Source organism: Cellulomonas cellasea, from assembly GCF_006538745.1.
GTDB classification, from domain to species: domain Bacteria; phylum Actinomycetota; class Actinomycetes; order Actinomycetales; family Cellulomonadaceae; genus Cellulomonas_A; species Cellulomonas_A cellasea.
This window is the reverse complement of sequence record NZ_BJLR01000028.1, coordinates 86,106-111,703: the sequence shown is the minus strand read 5'-3', so window position 1 is coordinate 111,703 and position 25,598 is coordinate 86,106. Positions and strand designations below refer to the sequence as shown.

Genomic DNA, 25,598 nt, shown 5'->3' with positions numbered 1-25,598 from the left:
GGGCGGGTAGTCAGGTGATCTGGTCGACGCGTCGCTGCACGGCCGCCGTGATCGCGACGACCAAGACGGTCGCGACGGCGATGAGGCCGAGGGTGATGATGACGAGCTCGAGCGTCGTGGCGCCGAGCTCGGCATCGGGGACGCGCTCACGGACCCGACGCCGCGCGCCGGCGACGTAGCCGTTCAGGATGATCAGGGCGGCGAAGGTGTGCACGGTTCCCTCCTGGTGGTGCGGTCAGCCGAACAGGATGCGGACGAACGCCGGGTAAGCGAGCAGGGCCATGAACGCGACGCCGAGGAGAGTGGTCGGGACCACCATGTGCTCGGAGGCGGCGTTCGCCTTGGCGGTCGCGGCCGTGAGCAGCTGGATGCGCAGGGAGGCTGCTCGGGCGCGCAGCGTGGCGTAGACGGCGGCGCCGTCGTGACCGGCGAGCGCCATGATGTCGGCGAGGTCACCGAGCTCGGGGACGCCCGTGGCCTCAGCGAGGTCGGACAGGCCCTGCCAGGACGGTTGTCCGGTGAGCTCGGCGCGCAGGAGTGCATCGCGGATGCGGGTGAACTCGCGGGTGGTGGCGATGCTGGCGGCGCGGTCGAGGGCCTCGGTGGTGCCGGCGTCTGCGGCGCGTTCGAGGGCGACGAGCTCGAGGTAGACGCAGGTGGCGCGGCGCAGGTCCGCGCGGGCGATCGCCGCGCGGCGCCGCAGGTCGAGGTCGGGAACGACGAAGAGCAGAGCGCCGAGAGCCAGAGCCGCCGCTGCAGGGATCACGACTGGTGGTTGCACGCCGAGCAGCGCGGCGGCGAGGGCAAGGATCACGGGGAAGGCGACGCCGAGGACGGCGTAGCCGGCCTTGCGTGCCGCGAGCTGTTCGGGTGTCTCGTCGAGCATCCGCAGGTCCGCGGTGAACCGTCGCAGGCCGAGGGTCTCGACGACGCGTGGGAGGAGCCGGCGCTCGAGCTCGCCGGTGAGCCGTGCGCCGACTCGACGCACGGCCGGGCCGTCAGACCGAGCCACAGCGACGGGGGGGTCGAGCCTGGCGAGGGCGGCGTGCAGGTTCGGTGGCGCCGGTGCCAGGGCCGCGACCAGGGTGGTGAGCCCGACGCCGAGGAGGGCGCCGGTGAGCAGGACGGGCCACACGCTCATCGGGCCGCCTCCGTGTGGGCGGTGAGGAACCGTGGCTCGGGCGCTGAGAGCGTCAGGGCGCGCATCCAGGCGAGGCAGCCGACGAACGCCGCCGCGATCAGGGCCAGCACGAGCTGACCCAGGGGATCGCCGTACGGGGCGAGGTACGTGCCGTTCAGCGCGCCGTAGGCCAGGACCCCTACGGTGATGAGCGTGATGGCGCGTGCGGTCGTGCGGGGCTTGGCGCGTTCGGCCTCCACCTTGCGCTGGACCGCGACGTCCTCAGCGACGGAGTCGGCCACCGCGGTGAGCACCCGCGCCAGCCCGGGCCCGTGGCGGCGGGACGCGAGCACCAGGGCGGCGACGACGAGGTCGGCGGAGGCGTCGTCGACATCGTCGGCGAACGCCCGCAGCGCCGGCTCCGCGGGCCACCGCGCCGACAGGCGGGCGACGAGCGCGGTCACCTCCGGCTGCAGCGCCGGCGGGCAGGTGCGCAGGCTCGCGGTGATCGCCTGCTCGAGCCCGACGCCGGCCACGAGGATGTCCGCGAGCCGGCGTGCCCACTCCTCGATTGCCTCCACGCGGGCGATCCGCCGTGCAGCGAGCTTGCTCGTCCCTAGCAGAACGGGCAGGCCCACGACGGCGGCGGTCAGCAGGGCCCCGGCTACCGGCCATCCCGTGATCGCCCACGCCAGCACGCCGGCCGCGCTCGCGATGGGCCACCGCCACCGTGCCCACCCCGCCCAAGCTCCCCGTGCCGGCCGGTGGCGCCAGCGGCGTCGCGACACGGGTTGCACGGTGACGGCTGTGCGGCGGGCGCCGACGAGGACGAGCAGCAGCCCGGTGAACGCGCACGCGCCGGCGACCGCGGCAAAGACGGTGCTCATCGCGTCCCCCGGTCCTTGATGTCGGTGGTCCAGGTGCCCGCGGTGTGGTCGAGGAACGCCGGGTCGAACCCGGCGCGCACGAGGTCGTCCAGGCACGCAGGCCGGTGCAGAGGAACCGCGCGCCCGTCCGGTCCCGGGCCGAACACTGTGGTCGTGGCAGGTCGCAGGCCTTCGCCAAGCCCGCTGATCTCGACGACCTGGGACACGAACCGATGCTTCGGCCCACCGGCCGTGGACCAGTCGAGCAGCGTCACGTGGACAAGCAGGTCGACGGACCCGGCCAGGAGCCGGTAGGCGAAGGCCTCCGTCATGGACACCCCCGCGGACAGGCACAGGGTGACGATGCGGTCGATGGCGTGCTGTGCGGTGCGGGCGTGCAGCGTGCACAGCGACCCGTCACCGGTCGACATCGCCTCAAGCATCGGCAGGACCTCGGGGCCGCGGACCTCGCCGACGATGATCCGTCGCAGGTTCATCCGCAGGGCATCGGTGACGAGGTCGGTCAGGGTGATCTCGCCGGCTCGGCGCCCGTGGGCGTCCTTCTCTGCTGACCCTTCGCGGCCTTCCATCGCGACGACGCGGAGGTGGCGGTGGGGGAGGTCGTGCAGGTGGAGCTCATACTCCTTCTCGATCGTGGCGAACCGTTCCATCGGCGGGAACTCGTTGGCCAGCGCGCGGATGAGGGTGGTCTTTCCGGCGTTCTGCAGCCCGGTGACGACGATGTTCTTACCTGCGCCGATCGCGGCTCGCAGGAACCCGACCAGGGCAGTGTCGAGGGTGCCCAGGCGGACGAGGTCGTCGAGGTCGACGTCGCGGACGCGGTGCCGGCGGATGACCAGGTGCGGGCGTGGGGTGACCCAGGCGATCGCTGCGAGGCGGGAGCCGTCGTCGAGGCGCAGGTGCAGGGCCGGGTGGGCGGAAGAGAAGGTGCGCTCGGCGGACCCGCTGCGCGCCGCGAGGAGCTGCACGATCTCGATGAGCTCGTCGTCGGACTCAGCGACCGGCGCGGCACGTCGGTCGTGGCCGTCGGCGTAGGACACCCACACGGACTCGTGCCCGTCGACCTCGATGTTCTCCACGTCCGGGTCGTCGACGAGCGGCTGCAGACGGCCCAGCCCAAAAAGCGCGGCCATGACGGCGCGGGCCATGGCCATCTCCGCCTCGACCGGCCACGGGTCGGCGCCCTCACGGACCCGCCGCCGGGCGTGCTCGGCCAGCTCGTCCGCGACCAGCGCCCGCGCCAGCTCCCGTCGGGCGGTGTGGTCGGTGACCTGCTCGACCTGCAGACGCGCGGCCAGACGTTCCGCGACCGACCGGCGCACCTGGCGCACAACGGCCGGGTCCGGCGCCGCAGGGCCGGCGTCGACCGACTCGCGGGGCTCGCGCAGCGACATCGGGATCGCCGCGGCCGCACGGCCGGCGTCCTGCTTCGTGCCGTTGCGCTGATGTCGCACGCGGGACGCAGTTAGGTCGGACAGCTCCGCGACCGAAGCGTGGCTGTTCACGGCAGCGGTGCCGTTCGCCGGTCGTGCCGCGTGCGGATCTGGCGTCCACCGTTCCTGCGGGCTCATGACCCGACCGCCGCCGGCACGGTCGTGGCCGCGGTGCGCAGGTTCTGGGCGAGGTCGCGAGCCGAGCGCAGCAGGGCCGAGCGCTCGAACCTCCAGCCCGTCGACCCGGCCTCCGCCAGCGCACCCGCGGCCCACGGATCCACCGCCACAGCAGGCAGCGGCGCGACCCCGAGCTCGCTGCTGATCTCACGCGCCGAGTACGGCCGCCGCTCGCCGACCACCACGGCCGTCGTTCTTGATCCCGGCCCACGGGACGCACGCAGGTCGCGCAGAGCGGCAGCAGTCGTCGTCACGGCGCGCAGGCTCGACCCCAGCACCGCGACCACAGCATCGGCAGCCTGGAACAGGACGGTCGGCTCGTACCGGTGACCGAGGCGACCGGCATCCACCACCACGTCCACACCGGCCGCGTCCAACGCACGCGCCGCGTCGGCCAGCGCCTCCCACACCGGCGTCACGGTCCGCGCCTGCGCGGTCGACGTGAACCCCAGCAGCACCATGCGACTGCCCGCCGGGTCGAGTGCGAGCGCCTCATCGAGGAACGCATCCGGTCCGGGGCGGCTGCGCTCAGCGGCGAGCGCCAGCACACCACCGCCCGCAACGACGCCCGCATGCAGGTAGCCCGGAAGGACCCCGGACCCAGCAGGGTCACCGTCCACGACGAGCACCCGTCGCTCGCGGTGCACCAGCGGCCACACCCAACCCAACGCCAGGGCCGTGGTCGTCACCCCCGGCGCCCCGGAAGCCGAGCAGAGCGCGAGCAACGTCATCGTTCCTCCCCAGCAGGCAGGACCACGAGCGCGAACCGGCCCGTCGCCGCCCTGGCAGCCAGAGCGGGGCCGTCCTCGGCCGCCGCGACGAGGTCGACGACGACGACACCGTTCAAGTCCGGCGCACCGACCCGCGCGACGCTCGCCTCCAGCGTGACCGGGGTCTCCTTCGGCGGTTCCGCCTGCGCGGCCGGGGTGTCCACGACCAGCAACCGGTCACCGGCGGTCAGCCCGCCGGCGGGCATGCGAGCCGGCTCGAGCGGGAGGGGAACGAGCACCTCACCGGCGAGTGGCGGACCGGCCGGTCCCACCTGCGCGGGCGCCAGCACGGAGCCGACCACGAGCGTCGCGCCCGCGACCTGCCCCACGAGCCCCTCGAGCTGCTCGGCGGGGATTGACTCGATCGTCGGGTCCAGCGCCACGTCACCGACGGTCAGGTCCTGCTCGGTCAACGTCGCGCCGTAGGGAACGTCGCGGGCGAGGACGACGACCGCGTGCGGTCGCTGGCCGACGCCACGAGCCACGCCGCCCCGAGCGCGCCGACGAGTGCCAGCACGATGCCGGCCACCATTAACCCGGGCCGGCGCCGCGACCTCGGCGGGATGAGGACGGGTGCCCGCAGCGGAGCGGTCGTCCGGCCGTTAGCGGCCGTGGAGGCTGGGGTGGTGCCTGTCGTCATGGTGGTGCTCCGATGACGTGCCCGCGTGGGCGAGGGGCTCAACCGGTGACGAGCACTTGGAGCTCGCCGATGCGCACCGTCGTCGACGACGAGCGCGTGAGCGTCAGTGATCCGGATGCGCCTCCACCACTCCAGGTGACGTCCCAGGTGGAGGTCGCGGTGACCGTGTAGGCGTCGTCCGGCTGACCGACCGAAGGCTGCTCGTAGATGTGGTCACAGGTCGGGGACTCGATGCCGCCCTCGTACCAGGGTGTCCCGGCGTTCGGGCACACGACCGCGTTGCCGTCGCCCATGTCCCACCGGATCTCCTGCACTTGCGCCGTCGCGGTGACCGACAGCCCTGGCACGGATGCCGTCGCGGAGTTGGGCCCCCAGGTCGTGGGCGAGACCTCGGTCCACAGCCAGACCGGGACCCCGACCAGCCCGAGCCGGTCGGGCGGAACCGTGATTCCGATCGCCGGCCCAACGAGCTGCATCCGATCCACCGCGCGCGACGCCAGCTCCGCGGGCGTCACCGAGACGCCACCGAAGCCCGGCGGCGGCGTGGGCAGCCACGTCCAGCCGCCGTTCGTTCCGGGCAGCGGCCCGGTGCAGCTGACCTGGTACATGGCGCCGCTCGGGTAGTTCCCCTGCCACAGCGGATCGTCACCCGGCGGCTGAGGATCGAGCAGCCCGTAGTAGCAGTCGTCGGAGTCGTTGAACCACCCGAAGGCGCTGCGGCACGGCACCGTCTCACCGGTCAGATCCACAACGCACACGCGGTCGCCAGGTGCGCCGGGAGCGGGCGCATCGACAGCAACAGGGGCGCTCGGTGTTCCCGGTCGTTCCACGGAGACCGTGCAGGTCGGCACGGTGGGCGGGCAGACGGGTGCAGGCCCGCTCTCGGCAGACGTCGCAGCGGCGCACAGCAGAAACGCCGCCAGCAGCCCCGTGGACATACCTCGCGCGGGCGTCAGCACGGTCGATCCCTGTGGATGAGCGTCTCTCGGATGACCCAACGGCCGTCATAGACGATCGCCCACGCCTCGACGACGAGCCGAGGGGACTGGTTCTCGGCCGCGGCAGATTCTCCGGTGTCACGGAAGATCGGGGTCCAGTCGCTCGAGTCGACGCAGTCCGTGACATGAGCGGTGGAGGTCGCACGATCGACCGTGTCGACGACCGGGTCGAGCGTAGGCGCCCCGACCATCACGATGCCCTGACGCCGATACTCGAAGAGCGCCTCGCCGACTCCAGCGAAGGCCTTGTCAACGGCGTGGACAGCGAGTTCCGCCGGCGGCTCGGCCACGGGATCGCCGAGGGCTGTCGTCTGCGCCGCCCAGAAGCCGCGATACGCGTCGAGGATCGCCGCCTGAGCTGCGGCGACTTCAGGATCAGTGGTCGGCGTGGGCGTCGCAGTCGGACTCGACGGCTTGACCGATGTCGGCGTCGGCGAGGGGTCCGCTTCAGCGTCTCCGGGTGAGCACGACGCGAGCGCGCTGGCCGACAGCAGGCACACGAGCGCGAGCGAGACGCGAGCCGTTCTCGACCGCTGACTCATCGGCGATCACCGCCCCCTGCGGACCGCACGTGACCCACCTGCTTGCCGTCGATACCGACCGGCTGATTCCCATTCCACACCCAACCGGGCGAGCCGGGAACCCCGGTCCTCGGCGCACTTGGGTGCACTCGCGCAGTCCTCATGACAGCAGGTAGGCGCAGGAGAGGGACAACATGCGCCCGCCACACCCGCATCTGTGGATATCTCCACGGGCAACCCAGCTGTGCATGACGCTCGTCTACGCGGCTCGGCGTCGCTCACGCCCGGCGTCGGAGGTCCGGGAACGGTCCCGCGTCGCCAGCAGCGCGTTCCGCACACGCTCGTCGCAGAGCGCGGACTCCCCGTCGGTCACCAGCAGCGGCAGGACTCCCGGTGCCGAGGCGGTGCCGCGCAGAGCCAGTGCGAGGCGGCGGGCCTGCCACGGCGGCACCTCCAGGTCGACCGCCAGCAGCCGCCAGCCCACGATCGTGCACCGCGAGTCCGGTGTCGTCGGCATGCACAGCACCGCGTCGACGATCCTCGCGGCCTCATCAGGCGGCCACCCCACCTCGACCAACGCATGATCCGCGGACGCGAGCAGCTCACGCCAGACGACCTCGCCCACGGGTCCGTAGTCGGCGCTCGCGGGCTCGTGCCCGTCGGCCATGACCACCTCGAGAGCGATTGGCGGGCTCAGCTCTCCTTCCCGCACTGCAGCGGCGAGCGTGCGTGCGCGGCGCTCGTTCGTCGCGAACTGCGCGCGACGACCTCACCGAGCACGGCGCGGCGAGCGACCTGCCAGAGCACCCCCCACGGCGAGCCGGCCGAGCGCAGCGAGGGCTTCGTCATCGCGACCCAGACGGCCTCCCACGCCGTCGCCTCAGCCTGCGACGCTGCGGCGCCGCGGACGCCGAGGTCGATCGCCAACGGACGCACGAGCTGCGTCCGGATGTACTGCAGCAGCGCCGTGCCGACGCGGGAGTTCCAGCCTTCCGCGTCGACGGCGGTGAGGGCGTCGAGAAGCCCTTGTCGGCCACGCGTGATGGCCGGGACGCGCGTCTCGCCCGTCAGTCGCTCGATCTTGGTCGTCATGGTGGCCTCCTCGCGTCGTATGGACACGGGAGACGATCCGCACAAGGTGTAGCCGCGCCGATGATGGCGACGGCACCCGTGGTCCTGGGCACGATGACGGCCAGCGCCACTGATGACGCGGCCGACCACGTCATCCGACAAGGCGTTCGCGTCGAGGGATGACGGGTTGCAGGAGCTTCGGCCGACATCGGATCCGCGGCAGCTGGCCGTTCCCCGTCATCGGCGGGGCTATGGCCCACCGACCCGTCATCCCGGGCGATGAGCGAGATGACCGCGGGGGGCACCACACCGAGGGGGAGGCGGGCGTCCGATCTGGCGCTCTGCGACGGGAGGCTGGACACTTAATGGACACTTATTGTCGGCGAAGAGGCGCTAGAAGCCGCCAGATCTGTCTAGCATTTCTCATCCGCACCACACCGATCCCGGCGTTCGGGCAGGTCACAGCGAGATGGGTCGAGATGAGCCCCAGACTCTTGGAATCGTGAGAACGGCGTTCCGATTCAGGGGGGCAGGGGTTCGAGTCCCCTCAGCGCCACTCGTGTGGACGCGAACCAGTCCACGCGAACTCGTCCTCGTCAGTGGCAGTGACCTGCAAGTCGGGATCTGACCCGTGAAGAGGCGTAGCCCAGCGACGAGCGGATCGGCTTGCACCCGACGCTACTGCGACCGCCCCTTTGCGCCGAAGATGCATGCAGAGCCGCGGGAGGCTTCGGCGCTACGCTGGCAGTCTGGTGCGAGCTCCCGGGGGTGGGGCATGCAACGCGACGACGCGGACCTGCCGGGCGCTGAACCGTCAGAGGCGACCGACCCGTGGGCGCCCCTGCCCATGGTGCGGACCCGGCGAGGTGGCAGGCCGCGGGTCGTGGCGTCCTTCAGCGACGACCGCGTCGATGCAGCCGCGAGCGACGGCGTCCCAGGGCCGGCTGACGACGGCCCGAGGGTGACAGACTCCCGTGGCTGACCCACGCGGCGAGCAGACCGTCTTCGCGGACTATGTTACGGACCTGGTCACCGCGGAGGACTCGCGGCGTGCGTCGCTCGAAGCACGCGGTGCCTCCGTCATCACGGCATCAGGCGGCCTAGTTGCGCTCTTCTTCGCGCTCTCAGCCCTGGTCACCAGGCAGGAGGGCTTCACGCTGCCCGGCGGGCCCCGCGCCCTGCTCGCGGTGGCCACGGCCGCGTTCGTTGCCGCTGCCGTCCTCGCGATCGGCACGTCTGTTCCCAGCCGCGCGCGGCTGGTCGATCCGGGGGAGCTCGCGCGCCAACTGCCTGCGCTCTGGCGCCGCGACGACGACTTCGCGCGCAGGAAGACGACGATGTCCAGGCTGGTGGAGCTGGTCGACACACAGCGAGGGAACGACGTGCGCGCACGTCTGCTGCTGGCGGCCATCACCTGTCAGGTGTCGGGTGTGCTGCTCGTGGCTGCGAGCGTCCTGTTGATCCTCGGGTCGCCGGCGTCGAGATGAGCCAGCCCACGGCGTACCTGTTCCAGCGCGCGATGGAGCTGCAGCACGCAGGCCGGAGCGCTGAAGCTACGGAGCTGTACCGCCGTGTCGTCGCCCAGGACCCCCTGCTGGCGGCCGCGTGGTGGAACCTGGCCGCGCTGCTGCGCGAGTCGGAGCAGTCCGACGCGGCGCTCGACGCATTAGAAGCCTTCGTCCGGGCGGCCGACCCACGCGGCGACGCCTTCGTCGACCTTGCCAGGCGGGAACTCTTCGACGCTGGCCGGACACCTCCGCGGAGCAGCGGAGCGGCGCGGACCGGCGAGCCGGTCCAGCTCATCGTCGAGCGGCGCGGAGTCCGGACGCTGGTGCTGCTGGACAACGACTCGGGCGTCGAGGTCGACGCCCTCCAGCAGACCCTCGAGTCCTTCGTCGATGCATGGGCGTGGATGGACGCCTACATCGTCGTGCGCGCACATCCGGAGCTCACGAGCTCGCTCGCGCTCGAGCTCTTGCGGCTGCGTGCCGAGGATCTCGACACGCACGATGGGCAGGTCGCGCAACTGAACCTCCGAGTGCTAACACGCACACTCGAGGCAGGGCTCGACGTGGCGTTCGCCGAGATCGAGAACATGGACCTCGACGACTTCCGCCTCCTGGTGCGCGGGGTCGACGAGATCCAGCCCCTCATCGTGCTCCTCGCGTCGGCCGACGAGATGGAGGCCGAAGCGATCCTGGACGCGCACCCCGGTGTCGTCCACGACCGAGCCACGGACGTGCTGCTCTGGTACCTACGCCGGAACCAGCCCGCGGAAGGCGCGCAGGTGATCGACATCATCCGTGCCCGGATCGAGGCGCGACGACGATGAACCCACAGAATCCGGACGCCGCCGACTACCGATCTCGTATCCGGCACGCGCTCGACTCGGACGACCCGCTCGAGGGCCTCATCGAGGAGGGAGAAGCCCTGCTGGCGCGGGTCGACGCGGTGGCAGTCCCCGACGTGTGTCTCGACGTTGCGCTCGTTCGAGCCCACCGGTACGAGCGCGCGGACGACGACGCCGACCTTCAGCGCGCGATCGTGATACTGCGCAGGGGTGTCGCTTCGTGCGGAACGGGCTCGTGGAGCGCGGTGCCGCTCCTCGTCAACCTAGGAACGGCGCTTCTGCGCTCCTTCGAACGGCACGCCCAGATGTCAGATCTCGCCGAAGCGATCGACTGCCTTGTCACCGCCCGCGGCGTCGAGGGTGACTTCAGTTCCCGCAGCCCGGTGATCCACAGCTCGCTGGGTTCGGCTCTGTTCCGGCAGGCTCAGGCGACGGGTGGCGCCGAAGCGCGCGATGCGAGCATCTCGCTCCTTGAGCGGGCGATGCAGGCAGCGTCGCCGGGCTCGGCCGAGTGGACACAGCGCCAGCTCAATCTGTGCAACCCCTTGTTTCTTCGCGCCGAGCAGGGTGACCAGGCCGCGCTCGACCGGATCCTGCGGGCGGCGGACGACCTGCTCCCCAGCGCCGATCCCTCGAGCACGTTTGAAGCGGACATCCTGCTGGTCTCGAGCCGCGCATGCCGCCTCGCGTTCGAATGGTCCGATGAGGTGCGCTACCTCCATCGGGCTCTCGCCGATTACCAGCAGCTTCTGACGCACGGCGACCTGACGCCGAACGTCGCTGCACTCGCGCGCGCAAACTACGCAAACGCCCTGCGGGCTGAGTACGAAGTGACCGGAGGGGTCGAGAGCTTGGAGGAGGCGTGTGAGCAGCTCACTGCCGCGCTCGACCTCCTCGCCGGCCGGCCCGCGGAGGCGTTGAAGCAGAGCGCGAACCTGGCCAAGGTGCTGGCCCGGCGGTTTGAAGCGATGGGGGATGTCGCCGATCTCCGGGCCGCGATCCGGCTGCATGAGGAGGTGGTCGAGGCCGGGTCGCTCGGGGAGCACACGCTGCGCGTGGAGAGCAAGGCCAATCTGGGGACCGCCCTGCTGACACTTGGCCGGCGCACGCATGACGCTCGCGCCACGGAGTCCGGGTTGGCGACGCTCGCAGCGGCGCTCTCCGAGATCGAGGAGGTCCAGGATCCGGGGCTCGTTCTCGCGATGGGCGTGCTCCTCGGGGAGCACCACCTCAGTACGGGGCGCCCCGACCTCGCCGCCGGCGCGCTGCGACGAGCGTTGCTAGCTCTCGATCAGGCTGACGTGTTGTCCACCGGCTCGTCATCGCGTCACCGACTCCTCCGGCGGGGTGCACATGCGGTGCAACTTGCCGCCCTCGCGTTAGTCCGGACCGGGCACCCGGAAGATGCCGTCCTGGTAATCGAGCAGGGCCGAGCGAGGGCAGTCGCCGACGCGCTGAAGCTGGATGTGGCCGCCGTCGATGACCTCGCCGCCTCGGGGTCGTTGCAGCTGGCGAGCGCCTACGCATCGACCGCGCGCGAGCTCCGGGCCGCAAGCCACCGCCTCACCGGCCCCCAGCCGGAACGAGCTGTTGCCGAAATCCGGGCACACCGTGGTCGGCTTGATGCACTGACTCGCAGCATCCGGGAGGTGGAGGGGTTCGAGGACTTCGCTCGGCCGGTCGACGGTGCAACCATCCGGCGTGCAGCCGGTGCTGCGCCCCTGGTGTACGGCTGTGTGACCGACTTCGGCTCCGCTCTGCTGATCGTCTCCGGTGACGGCTCTGTCGACGTCCTTGACCTTCCAAAGTTGAAACACGCGACGGTGGAGCGGCTAGCGTCCGAGTACCTGGGGGCTTTGGCGAGTCTGCGCGGCGAGCATGGCGTGCTTGATGACGTGGCGGACGTCGAGAAGCGCTGGGCCGATGCGCTTGACACGCTGACCCGCTGGATGGGAGCTGCATTCATGACGCGCCTCTGCGCGGTTCTGGCGGAGCGACACGTCACCCGCGCGGTCCTGCTTCTCCCTGGGTGGCTCAACCTGCTCCCTGTCAGTGCTGCGCGACTGTCCACTGGTGAACGAACCGCCGTGGACGCGCTCGCCTGGTGCTACGCGCCAAGTGCGGCGGCGTTGGCGGGCGCCTCGGCGGTCGCCGCGAGCAGCACCGCGCGCTCCGCCGTCCTCGTAGGAGATCCAGAGTCGTCCGGGGTGGAGCCTTTGGCATCTGCGGCCGCCGAGGTCGATGGCGCACGCGCGGCCTTCAGCCGCACGACGGTGCTTCGAGGCTCGCAAGCGACGCGTGACGCCGTCCGCGGCTCGCTCTCGCTCCACGATGTCGCGCACTTCGCCTGTCACGGGCTCACTGACCGCGCAGACCCGCTCCGGAGTGCCCTTCTGCTCGCCGGCGACGAGCAGCTCACGCTGGGCGACCTCCTGCACCACCGCGTGTCCAGGATGCGGCTGTGCGTGCTGTCGGCGTGTGACACCGCGGTGGTCGGCGAACAGGCGCCCGACGAGTACGTCAGCTTGCCGACCGGACTCGTCCAGGCCGGCGCTGCAGGCGTGATCGCCGCTCAGTGGCCGGTGTGGGACGTCGCCGCGGCTGTCCTGAGCATCCGACTCTACGCCGAGTGGCCAAGGGAGGACCCCGACCCTGTCTCGGCCTTCCATGACGCCCAGCTCTGGCTGCGGAATGCCACCCGGCGCGAGGTAGAGCGCCTCGTTGAGCGACAGGTGAGCGCCGTGGCCCGCGGCCCGCTCCTCGATGGGCTAAGGCATGTCGGCCTCGACGTCCGCCCATTCCATGACACGCAGGACTGGGCGGCGTTCGCGTACGTCGGTTGCTAGGCCTCTCTGCGTCGGGTCCTCGCCGCTCGGCCGAACGAGCATCGCTATGCAGCACTTAAACGCGCTGAGGATGACTGCGCGCCGTGTCCTGAAGCGGCATGGGCGCGACCGATGGACGATCGAAGTGGAGCCCCGGGTGAAGGCTCCGACTCCGGGGGAGTTGAGCACACCGTCGCCGCACATCCTTGCGGGCTGGTCACCTGCGCTGACGGTGTACCTGACCAGGACGAGGAGGTGCCGGGGAGCACATGGACGCACGGGCCGCTACGTCGCCTCCGTTTCGACCGACGTTTGGCTTCTCGCACCGCAGTTGGTTCTCTCCAGAGCTGGCCCACTGCCGCGACCGTTGCGGTTCGTCAGTCCGTGGTCGTCTGTCGGCTGAAGCGTGAGCGCTCGGCGCCACGAGAGCGCGGCGGCATCCGACGGTCGGCTCTCATGCCTCCGGTCGTCGCAGTCGGAGGGCGCTCATGGCGGCCGCAGCGACCTGTGCCGCAGCCACCTGCTGAGCGGGCATGAGGTGGCTGTAGCGGTTGTCCGTCGTCGCGTAGGTCTCGTGCCCGAGCCGGCGCGACAAGCTGAACATGTCCATCCCGGCCGCGAGCATCCAGCTGGCGTGCGTGTGACGGAGGTCGTGGATGCGGGGGCGCTTCGTGAGCCGGACGGCTGCCTCGTCCCCCGAGCCTTGCGCCTTCTCGATGGCCGGCAGCCAGTGCGTCGCCCAGAACGTGTTGTTGCGGATCGGACGCCCCGCGGCGTTCGGGAACACTAGGTCGTCCGGTCGTCGTCCCGCGGTCGTCGTGCGCAGCATCCCCGCCAGGCCAGGTGACAGCGAGATCGTCCGGCGGGACCGGGCGGACTTCGGCGCCCCCACGTATGGGCGGCGCTCGCCGTCCTGCTTCCACGCCTTATTGACGCGGATCGGCGGGGGATGGGCGTCGAGCGCGAGGTCGGACACCTGGAGCGCCGTCGCCTCACCGAACCGCATGCCTGTGCCGACCAGGGTGATGATGAACGGTCGGTAGTGCGGCGTGAGGTTGTCGAGGATGAGGTCCAGCTCGAGCGGCTCGAGGACGATCATCTCGTCGCCACCGCGCTGTGCACGGGGTAACCGGACCGCGCTGCACGGGTTGTCCCTGCGGTACCCGAGCCGGACGGCCGTGTTCATGGCGGCGGACAGCAGACCGTGCACGTTGGCGATCGTCTTGGGGGACAGGCGCTTCTCCCGCAGGACCTGAACCCAGCGGGTCACCTGTTGCCAGGTGACTCCGGCAACGCGCAGCTGTCCGATGTGCGGGCTGATGTGATCGCGAGCGCGGAGCCGGTATCCCGCGCGGGTGTCGTCTCCGACCCGCATAAGCAGGCCGATGTGCTCCTCGACGATGTCATCGACGGTCGGCCCGTCCTGGGTGATGGCCTTCGCCACATCGAGCGCCAGGCTCAGGTGCTGACCGTTCGCATTCAGCAGCGCCGCGGCCCTCTCGGCCTGGCCGGCGTCGTCGAACGTCATGCTGCGCCGAGACCCGTCCGAGGGGTCCCGCCAGAAGACGCGGTAGGCCTTCGTGCCGTCCCGCCGCTTGCGCGTCTCGACCGCCGCCACACCACGATTCTCGCACCCGTGGGGGCAGAAAAGCCGCTCTGTGGGGGCGAGCAAGTTATCCACAGGGTCTGACCTGCACAAACGCGGTGCCCCGAGTGGGATTCGAACCCACACTGGATCGGGTTTGAGCCGAACGCCTCTGCCGATTGGGCTATCGGGGCCGGGCAGCAGGGTACCGCGACCCGTGAGGACCGAGACGCGCCCCTCGTGCCCCAAGCAGCGGTTCCGGCATTAGGCTGTGCGCCGTGAGCACCAAGGACGCGAAGCCGAGCATGCCTTCCACCGACGAGTCGGCCAACGCTCTCGACCTGACCGCCTCGGGCGACCCGAACCCGGTCCCCGAGCCGCAGGACCAGGCGCCGGCGCGTCCGGCACGCCGCGCGGTCGTCGCGGAGGACGAGGCGCTGATCCGCATGGACGTCGTCGAGACGCTGCGCGAGGCGGGCTTCGACGTCGTCGGAGAGGCGGGCGACGGCGAGCGTGCGGTCGAGCTCGCGACGGAGCTCAAGCCGGACGTCGTCGTCATGGACGTCAAGATGCCCGTGCTCGACGGCATCTCCGCGGCGGAGCGGATCGGCAAGGCGCACCTCGCGCCGGTCGTCCTGCTCACCGCGTTCTCCCAGACCGAGCTCGTCGAGCGGGCGCGCGACGCCGGCGCGATGGCGTACGTCGTGAAGCCGTTCTCGCCCGCGGACCTGCTCCCGGCCGTCGAGATCGCGATCTCCCGGTACGCGCAGATCACCGCGCTCGAGTCCGAGGTCGCCGACCTCGCCGAGCGGTTCGAGACGCGCAAGCGCGTGGACCGGGCGAAGGGCCTGCTCATGACGAAGATGGGCCTGACGGAGCCGGAGTCGTTCCGCTGGATCCAGAAGACGTCGATGGACCGCCGCCTGACGATGCGCGAGGTCGCCGACGCCGTGATCGAGCAGGTCGGCGGCGGCAGCGACTGACCCGATCGGGTGAGGGCCCGGACCGGTTCGCCGGTTCCGGGCCTTTTCCACGCCCGTGTCCTTGGTTACAACTCGGCAACAAGATCGGCCGAGACGGTGCAAGTCACATCGTGGACACAAAGGATGGGTACCTTTCCCGCACAGTTCGACCCTCGGCACTCGTGCCGAGAGGACCGTGACCGAAGGGGTACCTCGTATGACTCGATCGACCGGGCTCCGCGCCTTTGCTGTTGCCGGCGCGCTCGCCCTTGCTCTGACCGCCTGCTCCTCCTCCGACTCGGGAACCTCGGAGGAGCCGTCGGAGACGCGCGCCGCCGGGAGCACCGACGCACTCGTGATCGGCACCCTCCTCCCGCAGACCGGTTCGCTCGCGTTCCTCGGCCCGCCGGAGATCGCCGGTGTGAACCTCGCGGTCGAGGAGATCAACGAGGCCGGCGGTGTCCTGGGCAACGACGTCACCGTCGAGCACGCGGACTCCTCCGACGCCGACCACGCCGAGGTCGCCACGCAGTCCGTGACGGACCTCCTCGGCAAGGGCGTCCAGGTCATCATCGGCGCCGCGTCGTCGTCGGTGACGCGCAACGTCGTGGACGACATCACGAACGCCGAGGTCGTGCAGATCTCGCCGGCCAACACGGCGACCGACCTCTCGGGCCGCGACCCGTTCTACTTCCGCACGGCGCCCTCGGACCTGATGCAGGGTGCGGCGCTCGGGAACCTGATCCTCGGCGACGGCCACACCAACGTCGGCGCCCTCGTGTTCAACGAGGACTACGGCACGTCGCTGCGTGACGTCCTCAAGGCCACGGTCGAGGACGCGGGCGGCTCGTTCGTCTACGGCAACGCCGGCGAGGAGTTCGACCCGACGGAGCAGAACTACTCGACGATCGTCAGCAACGCGCTCGCCGCGAAGCCCGACGCGCTCGCGATCATCGCGTTCGAGCAGACGAAGCTCATCGTCCCCGAGCTCAAGGCGCAGGGCTTCGACACCTCGAAGCTGTACTTCGTCGACGGCAACCTGTCGGACTACAGCGCGGACCTCGAGCCCGGCACGCTGACCGGGGTGCAGGGCACGCTGCCCGGCGCCTTCCCGGACGACGCGTTCCAGACCCGCCTCAAGGAGGTCGACCCGGAGCTCAAGGACTTCTCGTACGCGGCGGAGTCCTACGACGCGACCATCCTGGCGGCCCTCGCCGCGGTCAAGGGCGGCGGCACGGACGGCAAGACCATCCAGGCGAACCTCGCGGCCGTGTCCGGTGCGAACGGCGGCACCGAGGTGTCGACGTTCGAGGAGGGCGTCGAGGCGCTCGAGGCGGGCGACGAGATCACCTACAAGGCGGTCTCCGGTGCCGGTCCGTTCAACGACGACAACGACCCGTCCTCGGCCTTCATCGGCATCTACAAGTACGGCGAGGACAACAAGTACACGTGGATCAAGGCGGAGTTCGGCGAGCTCTGACCTGAACGCCCGGTGACGTCCGCGAGGGCGTCACCGGGCGGTCCGCACGGCACACGAGGGCCCGGTGGGGGAGTCACTCACCGGGCCCTTCGCCGTGTCCGGGGCACGTCACGGATCCGACGTCCACAGCGCCGACTGCGCCGCTCGCGCCGAGTGGCCCTGCTGCGCCGCGGTGAACCCCGGCGCACCCGTGACGGGACGATGCACGCGGCCCTCAGCAGCTCGTGCAACCCGGAGCGGCGGTTCCGCGGGCCGCTCGCAACGCCGCTCAGACGCAGCCCGCATGCAGCGCACGCTCGGCGCAGAGCGACCTCCACCGGGCAGCACGAAGGGCCGGGGTCGTCGACCCCGGCCCTTCGTCGCGTCCCGCGCCCGGGCGTCAGAGCGCCGGGTCACCGCCGAGCGGCTTGGCCGTCGAGACGGCCGGCCCGTCCGCAGCCTTGCCCGCGGCGCTCTCGACGTCCGTCGCGAGCGTCCCGAGGTACAGCTCGATGACCTTGGGGTCGTTCATGAGCTGGCGGCCCGGGCCCGAGTAGGCGTTGCGGCCCTGGTCGAGCACGTACGCGCGGTCGCAGATCTGCAGCGCACGCCGGGCGTTCTGCTCGACGATCACGACCGAGACGCCGGCCTTGTTGATGCGCCGGGTGCGCAGGAACGTCTCGTCCTGGCGCACGGGGGACAGGCCGGCGGACGGCTCGTCGAGCAGCAGGACCGACGGGTTCATCATGAGCGCCCGCGCCATGGCGACCATCTGCCGCTCGCCGCCGGACAGCGAACCGGCGCTCTGCTTGCGCCGCTCCCCGAGCGTCGGGAACAGGTCGACGATGAACTCGAACCGCTCGTTGAACGTCTTGGGCGCCTGGAACACGCCCATCTGCAGGTTCTCCTCGATGGACAGCGAGGGGAACACGTTGTTGTTCTGCGGCACGAAGCCGACGCCGCGGCGCACGAGCGAGTCGGCCCGGTGGTTGGTGATGTCCTCGCCCTGGAGCGTCACGGAGCCGGAGCGGATCGTGACGAGGCCGAAGAGGGCCTTGAGGAGCGTCGACTTCCCGGCGCCGTTCGGGCCGATGATGCCGACGAGCTCGCCGGGGTGGCACACGAGGTTGCACCCGTTGAGGATGTCGACGCCCGGCAGGTACCCGGCGATCAGGTCGGTGGCGGCCAGGAGCGGCTCGCCGGCCGGGGCTCCCCGGTGCAGGTCGTCCCGCGTGGCGCTCGGGCTCGGCTGGGCGGTCATCGCTGCTCCTTCTCGACGAGGGCCTCGGCCTCGAGCTGCTCGGCCACGTCGTCGGTGAGCAGGCTGTCGTCCCCGAGGTCCGTGTCGTGGTGGGCTCCCAGGTACGCGTCGACGACGGCCTGGTTCTGCATGACGGTCTCGGGCGGCCCCTCGGCGACGATGCGCCCCTCAGCCATGACCACGACCCAGTCGGAGATGTGACGGACCATGTGCATGTCGTGCTCGACGAACAGCACCGTGGTGCCCTCGTCGCGCAGCGCCTGGATGTGCCCGAGCAGCGACTGCGTGAGCGCGGGGTTCACGCCGGCCATCGGCTCGTCGAGCATGACCATCGTCGGCTTCGTCATGAGTGCGCGCGCCATCTCGAGGAGCTTGCGCTGACCGCCTGAGAGCGAGCCGGCGAAGTCGTCCTTCTTCTCGAGCAGCTTGAAGCGCGCGAGCAGCTCCTCGGCCTGCGCCGTGATCTCGGCCTCGCGGCTGCGCCACAGCGGCGGCACGAGCGCGGTGAGGAGGTTCTCGCCGGGCTGGTGCGTCGCGCCGAGGCGCATGTTCTCGATCACCGTCATGCGCGAGAGCGCCTTGGTGAGCTGGAACGTGCGCACCATGCCGGCCCGCGCGACCTTGCCCGCGGGCACGCGCCCGAGGGACCGGCCCTCGAAGCTCCAGGTGCCGGTGTTGGGCCGGTCGAAGCCGGTCAACAGGTTGAACAGCGTCGTCTTGCCGGCGCCGTTGGGCCCGATCAGCGCCGTGATGGCGCCGCGCTGGACCTCGACGTGGTCGACGTCGACGGCCGTCATGCCGCCGAACGTCCGCGTGACGTCCTCGGCGACGAGGATCGCGTCGGGCTTCGGCGCGCCGGGGGCGTGCGGGACGTCGGCGAGGTCGCGCGCGACCTGCGCCTTGCGGCTCGCGGCGGGCACCGTCGGCACGGTGGGGGCGGGGGTCTCAGCGGACATCGATCGCCAGCTCCTTGCGGTCTCCGAGGATGCCTTGTGGTCGGAAGATCACGAGCAGCATGAGCGTGAGCCCGACGAGGACCCAGCCGAGCATCTCGATCTGCTCCGAGCGCATGACGGTCGTGGGGACGACGTCGCGCAGCACCGTCTTGATGAGCATGAGGGTGGTCCAGAGGAGGATCGACCCGAGGACGGGGCCGAACACCGTCGCGGCGCCGCCGAGCAGCAGGATCGTCCAGACGTAGAACGTCATGGGCCGGCCCATCGAGTCCGGTTGGACGGCTCGTGGCAGCGCGTAGATGATGCCGGCGACCGCCCCGAACGTTCCGCCGAGGATGAGCGCCTGCATCTTGTAGGAGTAGACGTTCTTGCCGAGCGAGCGCACGGCGTCCTCGTCCTCGCGGATGCCCTTGAGCACGCGGCCCCAGGGGCTGCGCATCCACAGCCAGATCGTCAGGCACGCGAGCGCGACGAGCGCCCACCCGACGATGCGGACCCACCAGCTGTTGGACAGGTTGTTGGAGTACTCCCAGGGCCCGATGCCGAAGTTGCCGTCGGGCAGCGGCGAGAGCTCCTGGAACGAGCCCTTGAAGCTGTCTCCCGCGAGCCCGGCGTTGCCGCCCGTGAGCCACGTGAGCGAGGTCGAGCGGCCGACGAGGCGGACGATCTCGGCCGCCGCGATCGTGACGATCGACAGGTAGTCGCCGCGGAGCTTGAGGGTCGGGATGCCGAGGATGAGGGCGAACACGACGGCACAGGCCATCGCGACGAGCACGGACGCCCACACGGGCCATCCGGCCATCGAGGCGATCGCGAAGCCGTAGGCGCCGATGAGCATGAAGCCGGCCTGGCCGAAGTTGAGCAGCCCGGTCATGCCGAAGTGCACGTTGAGGCCGATGGCGGCGAGCGCATAGGCGGCGGTGGTCGGGGCGATGATCTCGCCCGCGACGTTCGTCAGGATTCTGGTCCAGTCCATGGGGAGGCCTCCGTCAGCCGATGCGCTCAGCCCGGCCCAGGATGCCCTGGGGTCGGACGAGAAGGACGAGGATGAGGATCACGAGCGCCCCGGCGTAGCGCATGTCCGACGGGATCACGAGCGTCGAGAGCTCGACGACGAGCCCGATGACGATCGACCCGACGAGCGCGCCGAACGCGGTGCCCAGGCCGCCGAGCGTCACGGCGGCGAACATGAGGAGCAGGATCGCCCCGCCCATGTTCCACGCGGTCGCGTTGAAGTAGAGGCCGAGGAGCACGCCGCCGAGCGCGGCCAGGCCGGCACCGAGCGTCCAGACGATGCGCACGATGCGCTCGACCGAGATGCCCGACGCTGCGGCGAGCGCGGGGTTGTCCGAGACGGCGCGTGTGGCTCGGCCCGTACGGGTGCCCAGCAGGAAGTACCCGACGGCGGCGATCGCGACGAGCGCGATGAGCGCCGAGAAGATGGACTGCTGGTTGAGCAGCAGCGGGCCGATCCGCACGGGGACCGGGTTCTCGCGGACGATGCGCAGCGGGCCTCCGCCGACGAAGTACTGGAACGCGTACTGCAGGACCATCGACAGGCCGATCGTGACGATCATCTGCTGGGTCGGGCCGAGCCGGCGCTGGCGCAGCTTGTGCCAGATCCCCGCGTCCTGCGCCCACCCGGACGCCGCGCCGACCGCCACCGCGAGCAGCCCCGCGACGATCAGCGGCTGCCCGAGCACCTGCACGCCGAAGTACGCGAGCAGCGCGCCGAGCGTGACCTGCTCGCCGTGTGCGAAGTTGCTGAGCCCCGTCGTGCCGTAGATCAGCGACAGGCCGACCGACGCGAGCGCGAGGAGCAGCCCGAAGACGAGCCCGCTGACGCCCTGCTGCAGCACGCGCTGCGCGGTCACGCCGCCCGACGCGCCGGTCGAGGGGGCGTTCGTGCCGGGGGCCGCGCTCGCGCCCGGGTCCGGCGTCGCGCCGGAGCCGCCCGCGGCGCCGCCGCCGAGCGGGAACAGCGCCCCGGCCGACGAGCCGAGCCGCACGACGACGGTGCGGGGGTTGCCGGCGGGGTCGCGCAGCTGCTCGCCCTCGGGGAGCGTGTCCTCGTCGAGCGTGACGGTGTAGTCGCCCGCGGTCGTCACCGCGGCGGACCAGCGGCCGTCGGCCCCGGTCTCGGCCTCGACGGACCCGCCGGGGCCGTCGACGGTGAGCTTCACGCCGACCGCCGGCTCGCCCGCGGCGGTGCGGATCGTCCCGCCGACGCACGCGGTCGACGCGTCGGTGACGCACTGCGCCGCGGCGGCGGCGGTGGCCGCGCCCGACGACGTGAGCACTGCTGACGTGGTGAGGAGCAGGGTGAGCACCGCGAGCGCGAGGTTGCGGCGCGCGCGGTGCGGGGAACGGCCCGTGGTCGCGACTCGGCGCACCTGGGACCTCCATCCGTGGTGTTCTGGCATCGTGGTGGGTCGTGCTTCTCTCCCGGCGACGTTGCCGGGGTGGCGCGGTCCTCCAAGTGGGCAGGACCTTAGGTGTGCTTTGTGTCCGCCATGTGACACGACGCGCGGTGGTGCGAGCGTCATTCGACCATCTTTCCCCATCCGGTGTGACCTTTCGGACGTTCGCGCAGACGTCATCCGGTCGGGCGTCCAACCGGACTAGGCAGACGGGTCAGGCTTTGCCATGATCGAGGGGCATCGTCGCCCGGTCGCCGGAACCCCCACCCGCGACCCCGCCAGCACCGTGAGGAGGCCGACGCCCGTGCGCCCTGGTGCCCTGGTCCGCCCCGCCGAGCCGGGCGACCTCCCCGAGATCGTGGACCTCTGCCTCGTCGCGCGCGCAGAGTCGACCGTGGGCGCGCAGCTGTGCAGCAACGACCGCGAGCGCCTGCGGCAGCAGATCGGCACGCTCCTCGCCACGCCGGGCGGGCAGGTCCTCGTGGGTACGCTCGACGGCCGCACGAGCGGGCTGCTGCTCGGGCGCCTCGTCGGGCCGAGCCCGTTCACCGACGAGGCGAGCCTGACGCTCGAGGCGCTGTACGTGGCCCCCGAGGCGCGGCGCCGGGGGCTGGGTCACGCGCTGCTGTCCGGGGCGCTCGAGCTCGCGGCGGAGGCCGGCGCGAGCGAGGTCTACGCCGCGCCGCTCCCGGGTGCGCGCGGGATGCTGCGGTTCTTCGCGCGGCTCGGCTTCGCGCCCGCGGCGGCGTACCGGGTCGTGAGCACGAGCTCGTTGCAGCGCCGGCTCGCGGGCGACTCCGCGGGTGCACCGGTCGTCCGGCGCGGTGCGGCGCGGGGTCTCGAGGACCTCATCGCCCGGCGCCGGCAGGTCCGGGCCGCCGCACGGTCGGAGACCGCCGAGGTGCGGTTCGTCCCCCCGGCGGCGAGCGCGGATCAGCCTCGGCGGTCCGCGATGAGCATGCAGGTCAGCCGCGCGGTGCAGACGCGCCGCGACTCGGGGTCCTCGACCACGACCTCGTAGGTCGCGAGGTTCGAGCCCCGGTGCACCGCGGTCGCGGTGCCCGTCACGAGCCCGCTGCGGGCGGACCGGTGGTGCGTCGCGCTGAGCTCGATCCCGACCGCGAGCCGGCCCTCGCCGGCGTGCGCGTTCGCCGCGATCGAGCCGAGCGTCTCCGCGAGCACGGCCGACGCCCCGCCGTGCAGCAGGCCCTGCGGCTGGGTGTTGCCCTCGACGGGCATCGTGCCGACGACGCGGTCCGGCCCGACCTCCTGGATCACGATGCCCATGCGCTCGATGAGGGTGCCCGGGTAGGTCGTGGGGTCCTGCGGCTCGCGGCCGGCGTCAGTCATGCCCGATAGGTTGGCACCCGTGACCGACGCATCGCCAGCCGGCGCCCTCGCCGCCTCCACGTCCCCGTTCGTCCCCGCCCCGGGCGCCCCGCGCCTGCTGCTCATCGACGGGCACTCGATGGCGTTCCGCGCCTTCTTCGCCCTCCCGGCCGAGAATTTCTCGACCACGAGCGGCCAGACGACGAACGCGGTCTACGGCTTCACGTCGATGCTCGCCAAGATCCTCGCGGACGAGGCGCCGACGCACCTCGCCGTCGCGTTCGACGTGGGCCGCACGACGTTCCGCACCGAGCAGTACCCGGCGTACAAGGGCACGCGCGACGAGACGCCGCAGCCGTTCCAGGGCCAGGTGCCGCTGATCAAGGAGATCCTCGCGACGATGCGGGTCCCCGTGATCGAGAAGGAGAACTACGAGGCCGACGACGTGCTCGCGACGCTCTCGACGCAGGCGCGCGCCGCGGGCATCGAGGTCCTGCTCTGCTCGGGGGACCGCGACTCGTTCCAGCTCGTCAACGACTCCGTCACCGTGCTCTACCCGATCCGCGGTGTGTCGGAGCTCACCCGGATGACCCCCGAGGCGGTCCTCGCGAAGTACGGCGTCGGGCCCGAGCGGTACTCCGACCTCGCGGCGCTCGTGGGGGAGACCAGCGACAACCTCCCGGGCGTCCCCGGCGTCGGCCCGAAGACGGCCGCGAAGTGGATCACGGCGTACGGCGGGCTCGACGGGATCATCGCGTCGGTCGACCAGATCGGCGGCAAGGCGGGGGAGAGCCTGCGCGCGCACCTCGATCAGGTCGTCGTGAACCGCCGGCTCAACCACCTCCTGACGGACCTCGAGCTCCCGCTGCGGCCCGAGGACCTGGCCGTGCAGCCGTGGGACCGCGAGGCGATGCACCGCGTGTTCGACTCGCTGCAGTTCACGGCGCTGCGCGAGCGGCTGTTCGCCTCGCTCCCCGAGGCGGCCCCGGCCGTCGAGCCCGGGGACGCGGTGCCCCTCGACCGCCTCGAGCCCGGTGGCCTGGCCGCGTGGCTCGCCGAGCGCGCGGGCCGGACGCTCGGCCTGGACGTGCGGGGGAGTGCGCGGCCGTCGGGCGGGGACGCGTGGGGCGTCGCGATCGCTGACGCAGGTACGTCCGCGGTCGCACTGGACCTCGCGTCGCTCGATCCCGCCGACGAGGCGACGCTCGCGGCGTGGCTCGCGGAGCCGAACGCCGAGAAGGCCGTGCACGCCGCGAAGAACGCGTGGCACGCGCTCGTCGGCCGCGGGTTCGACCTCGCCGGAGTCGTCTTCGACACCGAGCTCGCCGCGTACCTGTGCCACCCCGACCAGCGCGCCTACGACCTCCCGTCGCTCGTCGTGCGCTACCTGAAGCGCGAGCTGTCCGCCGCCGAGTCGCCGGACTCCGGGACGCAGGGCGCGTTCGACCTCGAGCTCGACGGCTCCGACGAGGACCAGAAGTCGGCGGGGCAGGCGGCCGCGGTCGTCGAGCTCGCCGAGGTGCTGCACGGCGAGCTGGCCGACCGAGGCGCCGCCGCGCTGCTCGCCGAGCTCGAGCTCCCCCTCGAGGACGTGCTCGTGCGCATGGAGCGCCGCGGCATCGCCGCCGACACGGGCTACCTGTCGGGGCTGGAGGCGGAGTTCGACGCCGCGGTCAAGGACGCGGCGGCCGAGGCCTACGCGGTGATCGACCGCGAGGTGAACCTGGGCTCCCCGAAGCAGCTCCAGGAGGTGCTCTTCGACCAGCTCCAGATGCCGAGGACGAAGAAGAACAAGACCGGGTACACGACGGACGCGGCGGCGCTCCAGGACCTGTTCGAGCGCACCCACCACCCGTTCCTCGAGCACCTGCTCGCGCACCGCGACGCGATCCGCCTGCGCCAGACGGTCGAGGGGCTGCTGCGTTCGGTCGCGGACGACGGGCGCATCCACACGACGTTCCAGCAGACGATCGCGGCGACGGGCCGACTGTCGTCGACCGACCCGAACCTGCAGAACATCCCGATCCGCACCGAGGCGGGCCGCCAGATCCGGCGGGCGTTCGTGGTCGGGCCGGGCTACGACACGCTGCTCACGGCGGACTACTCGCAGATCGAGATGCGCATCATGGCGCACCTGTCGGGCGACGAAGGGCTCATCGAGGCGTTCCGGTCCGGCGAGGACCTGCACTCCTATGTCGGCTCGCGCGTGTTCTCGGTGCCGACCGACGAGGTCACGCCGGCGATGCGCTCGAAGATCAAGGCCATGAGCTACGGGCTGGCCTACGGGCTGTCCTCGTTCGGGCTGTCGAAGCAGCTGAACATCGAGGTCGGCGAGGCCGCGAAGCTCATGGAGGACTACTTCTCGCGGTTCGGCGGCGTGCGCGAGTACCTGACCGGTGTCGTCGACGTGGCCCGCGCGACGGGGTACACCGCGACGATCATGGGCCGGCGCCGCTACCTGCCGGACCTCACGAGCGACAACCGCCAGCGCCGCGAGATGGCCGAGCGCATGGCGCTGAACGCCCCGATCCAGGGCAGCGCCGCGGACCTCATCAAGGTCGCGATGCTCGGGGTCGAGCGCGAGCTCACGGCCCGCGGGCTCGGGTCGCGGCTGCTGCTGCAGGTGCACGACGAGCTCGTGCTCGAGGTCGCGCCCGGCGAGCGCGAGGAGGTCGAGGCCCTCGTGCGCGCGCAGATGGGCTCGGCGGCGGAGCTGTCCGTGCCGCTCGACGTCTCCGTCGGCATCGGGACGAGCTGGCACGAGGCGGGTCACTGAGCCCGGCGCGCGACCGCTGACACCGCGGCGCGCCGCCCTCCTGACCTGGGGGAGCGGC

Annotated in this window: 23 protein-coding genes and 1 tRNA gene; 7 read left to right on the top strand and 17 right to left on the bottom strand. The window is 71.4% G+C overall.

Annotation, left to right across the window (positions count from 1 at the left end; translation table 11 throughout):
• Positions 1 to 10: 10 nt before the first annotated feature.
• From CCE01nite_RS15040 to CCE01nite_RS14995, 10 genes are all read right to left on the bottom strand, one after another.
• On the bottom strand, positions 11 to 214 hold the full coding sequence (locus tag CCE01nite_RS15040) for a hypothetical protein (protein ID WP_034624197.1): 204 nt from the start codon (positions 212 to 214) through the stop codon (positions 11 to 13).
• A 21-nt stretch (positions 215 to 235) separates the two neighbouring features.
• Entirely contained in the window at positions 236 to 1,141 is a 906-nt protein-coding gene (locus tag CCE01nite_RS15035) for a type II secretion system F family protein (RefSeq protein WP_034624200.1), read from the bottom strand.
• A complete protein-coding gene (locus CCE01nite_RS15030; RefSeq protein ID WP_034624203.1) occupies positions 1,138 to 2,007 on the bottom strand; it encodes a type II secretion system F family protein in 870 nt (289 codons plus the stop codon). Before CCE01nite_RS15030 ends, CCE01nite_RS15035 begins: the two co-directional genes overlap by 4 nt.
• Positions 2,004 to 3,461: a TadA family conjugal transfer-associated ATPase gene (locus CCE01nite_RS15025; protein WP_218026482.1), complete on the bottom strand. Its 1,458-nt coding sequence runs from the start codon at positions 3,459 to 3,461 to the stop codon at positions 2,004 to 2,006. The genes CCE01nite_RS15030 and CCE01nite_RS15025 overlap by 4 nt, the downstream gene beginning before the upstream one ends.
• 113 nt (positions 3,462 to 3,574) lie before the next feature.
• Positions 3,575 to 4,348: a CpaE/TadZ family protein gene (locus CCE01nite_RS15020; RefSeq protein WP_052103267.1), complete on the bottom strand. Its 774-nt coding sequence runs from the start codon at positions 4,346 to 4,348 to the stop codon at positions 3,575 to 3,577.
• On the bottom strand, positions 4,345 to 4,872 hold the full coding sequence (locus tag CCE01nite_RS15015) for an SAF domain-containing protein (protein ID WP_052103270.1): 528 nt from the start codon (positions 4,870 to 4,872) through the stop codon (positions 4,345 to 4,347). Before CCE01nite_RS15015 ends, CCE01nite_RS15020 begins: the two co-directional genes overlap by 4 nt.
• Before the next feature lie 193 nt (positions 4,873 to 5,065).
• Positions 5,066 to 5,986: a hypothetical protein gene (locus CCE01nite_RS15010; protein ID WP_034624207.1), complete on the bottom strand. Its 921-nt coding sequence runs from the start codon at positions 5,984 to 5,986 to the stop codon at positions 5,066 to 5,068.
• Positions 5,980 to 6,567: a hypothetical protein gene (locus tag CCE01nite_RS15005; protein WP_141372634.1), complete on the bottom strand. Its 588-nt coding sequence runs from the start codon at positions 6,565 to 6,567 to the stop codon at positions 5,980 to 5,982. Before CCE01nite_RS15005 ends, CCE01nite_RS15010 begins: the two co-directional genes overlap by 7 nt.
• A 238-nt stretch (positions 6,568 to 6,805) precedes the next feature.
• Positions 6,806 to 7,213, bottom strand: a complete 408-nt coding sequence (locus tag CCE01nite_RS15000) for a hypothetical protein (RefSeq protein ID WP_034624209.1) — start codon at positions 7,211 to 7,213, stop codon at positions 6,806 to 6,808.
• Between the two features lie 26 nt (positions 7,214 to 7,239).
• Complete coding sequence (locus tag CCE01nite_RS14995) at positions 7,240 to 7,638, bottom strand: hypothetical protein (RefSeq protein WP_034624212.1); 399 nt, start codon at positions 7,636 to 7,638, stop codon at positions 7,240 to 7,242.
• A 953-nt stretch (positions 7,639 to 8,591) separates the two neighbouring features.
• Here CCE01nite_RS14995 and CCE01nite_RS14990 point away from each other — a divergent pair.
• The 3 genes from CCE01nite_RS14990 to CCE01nite_RS14980 are packed head-to-tail and all read left to right on the top strand — an operon-like array spanning position 8,592 to position 12,813.
• Entirely contained in the window at positions 8,592 to 9,104 is a 513-nt protein-coding gene (locus CCE01nite_RS14990; RefSeq protein ID WP_034624214.1) for a hypothetical protein, read from the top strand.
• Positions 9,101 to 9,949: a hypothetical protein gene (locus tag CCE01nite_RS14985; RefSeq protein ID WP_034624216.1), complete on the top strand. Its 849-nt coding sequence runs from the start codon at positions 9,101 to 9,103 to the stop codon at positions 9,947 to 9,949. Before CCE01nite_RS14990 ends, CCE01nite_RS14985 begins: the two co-directional genes overlap by 4 nt.
• Positions 9,946 to 12,813, top strand: a complete 2,868-nt coding sequence (locus tag CCE01nite_RS14980) for a CHAT domain-containing protein (RefSeq protein WP_034624217.1) — start codon at positions 9,946 to 9,948, stop codon at positions 12,811 to 12,813. Before CCE01nite_RS14985 ends, CCE01nite_RS14980 begins: the two co-directional genes overlap by 4 nt.
• 433 nt (positions 12,814 to 13,246) lie before the next feature.
• Here CCE01nite_RS14980 and CCE01nite_RS14975 read toward each other — a convergent pair whose 3' ends face one another.
• Together CCE01nite_RS14975 and CCE01nite_RS14970 are read right to left on the bottom strand one after the other, a co-directional pair.
• Positions 13,247 to 14,410, bottom strand: coding sequence for a tyrosine-type recombinase/integrase (locus CCE01nite_RS14975; protein ID WP_052103277.1), 1,164 nt, complete (start codon positions 14,408 to 14,410; stop codon positions 13,247 to 13,249).
• Between the two features lie 87 nt (positions 14,411 to 14,497).
• Positions 14,498 to 14,571 (bottom strand) — tRNA-Leu (locus CCE01nite_RS14970).
• Positions 14,572 to 14,682: 111 nt separating this feature from the next.
• Between CCE01nite_RS14970 and CCE01nite_RS14965 the strand changes: the two genes are divergently transcribed.
• Together CCE01nite_RS14965 and CCE01nite_RS14960 are read left to right on the top strand one after the other, a co-directional pair.
• Positions 14,683 to 15,360: an ANTAR domain-containing response regulator gene (locus tag CCE01nite_RS14965; RefSeq protein ID WP_034624330.1), complete on the top strand. Its 678-nt coding sequence runs from the start codon at positions 14,683 to 14,685 to the stop codon at positions 15,358 to 15,360.
• A gap of 196 nt (positions 15,361 to 15,556) precedes the next feature.
• Positions 15,557 to 16,819 carry an ABC transporter substrate-binding protein gene (locus tag CCE01nite_RS14960; RefSeq protein WP_034624219.1) on the top strand — a complete coding sequence of 421 codons (1,263 nt, stop codon included), beginning with the start codon at positions 15,557 to 15,559 and terminating at the stop codon, positions 16,817 to 16,819.
• A 379-nt stretch (positions 16,820 to 17,198) separates the two neighbouring features.
• On the opposite strand, the gene CCE01nite_RS14955 is transcribed toward CCE01nite_RS14960, so the two are convergent.
• The 4 genes from CCE01nite_RS14955 to CCE01nite_RS14940 are packed head-to-tail and all read right to left on the bottom strand — an operon-like array spanning position 17,199 to position 21,408.
• Positions 17,199 to 18,059: an ABC transporter ATP-binding protein gene (locus CCE01nite_RS14955; protein WP_052103279.1), complete on the bottom strand. Its 861-nt coding sequence runs from the start codon at positions 18,057 to 18,059 to the stop codon at positions 17,199 to 17,201.
• Positions 18,056 to 19,015, bottom strand: a complete 960-nt coding sequence (locus CCE01nite_RS14950) for an ABC transporter ATP-binding protein (protein WP_034624221.1) — start codon at positions 19,013 to 19,015, stop codon at positions 18,056 to 18,058. The genes CCE01nite_RS14955 and CCE01nite_RS14950 overlap by 4 nt, the downstream gene beginning before the upstream one ends.
• The gene (locus tag CCE01nite_RS14945) at positions 19,005 to 19,991 is read right to left on the bottom strand and encodes a branched-chain amino acid ABC transporter permease (protein ID WP_034624223.1); all 987 of its coding nucleotides are present in this window, start codon (positions 19,989 to 19,991) and stop codon (positions 19,005 to 19,007) included. Before CCE01nite_RS14945 ends, CCE01nite_RS14950 begins: the two co-directional genes overlap by 11 nt.
• 13 nt (positions 19,992 to 20,004) lie before the next feature.
• Entirely contained in the window at positions 20,005 to 21,408 is a 1,404-nt protein-coding gene (locus tag CCE01nite_RS14940; RefSeq protein ID WP_052103282.1) for a branched-chain amino acid ABC transporter permease, read from the bottom strand.
• Between the two features lie 331 nt (positions 21,409 to 21,739).
• On the opposite strand from CCE01nite_RS14940, the gene CCE01nite_RS14935 reads away from it, so the two are divergent.
• Entirely contained in the window at positions 21,740 to 22,456 is a 717-nt protein-coding gene (locus CCE01nite_RS14935; protein WP_034624226.1) for a GNAT family N-acetyltransferase, read from the top strand.
• Here the strand turns inward: CCE01nite_RS14935 and CCE01nite_RS14930 are convergent.
• Entirely contained in the window at positions 22,369 to 22,785 is a 417-nt protein-coding gene (locus CCE01nite_RS14930; RefSeq protein WP_034624229.1) for a PaaI family thioesterase, read from the bottom strand. The genes CCE01nite_RS14935 and CCE01nite_RS14930 overlap by 88 nt on opposite strands.
• Here CCE01nite_RS14930 and polA point away from each other — a divergent pair.
• Positions 22,784 to 25,540 (top strand): DNA polymerase I, encoded by a 2,757-nt coding sequence (gene polA, locus CCE01nite_RS14925; RefSeq protein ID WP_084142383.1) that lies wholly within the window; start codon positions 22,784 to 22,786, stop codon positions 25,538 to 25,540. The two genes, CCE01nite_RS14930 and polA, sit on opposite strands and share 2 nt — an antisense overlap.
• Positions 25,541 to 25,598 lie beyond the last annotated feature (58 nt).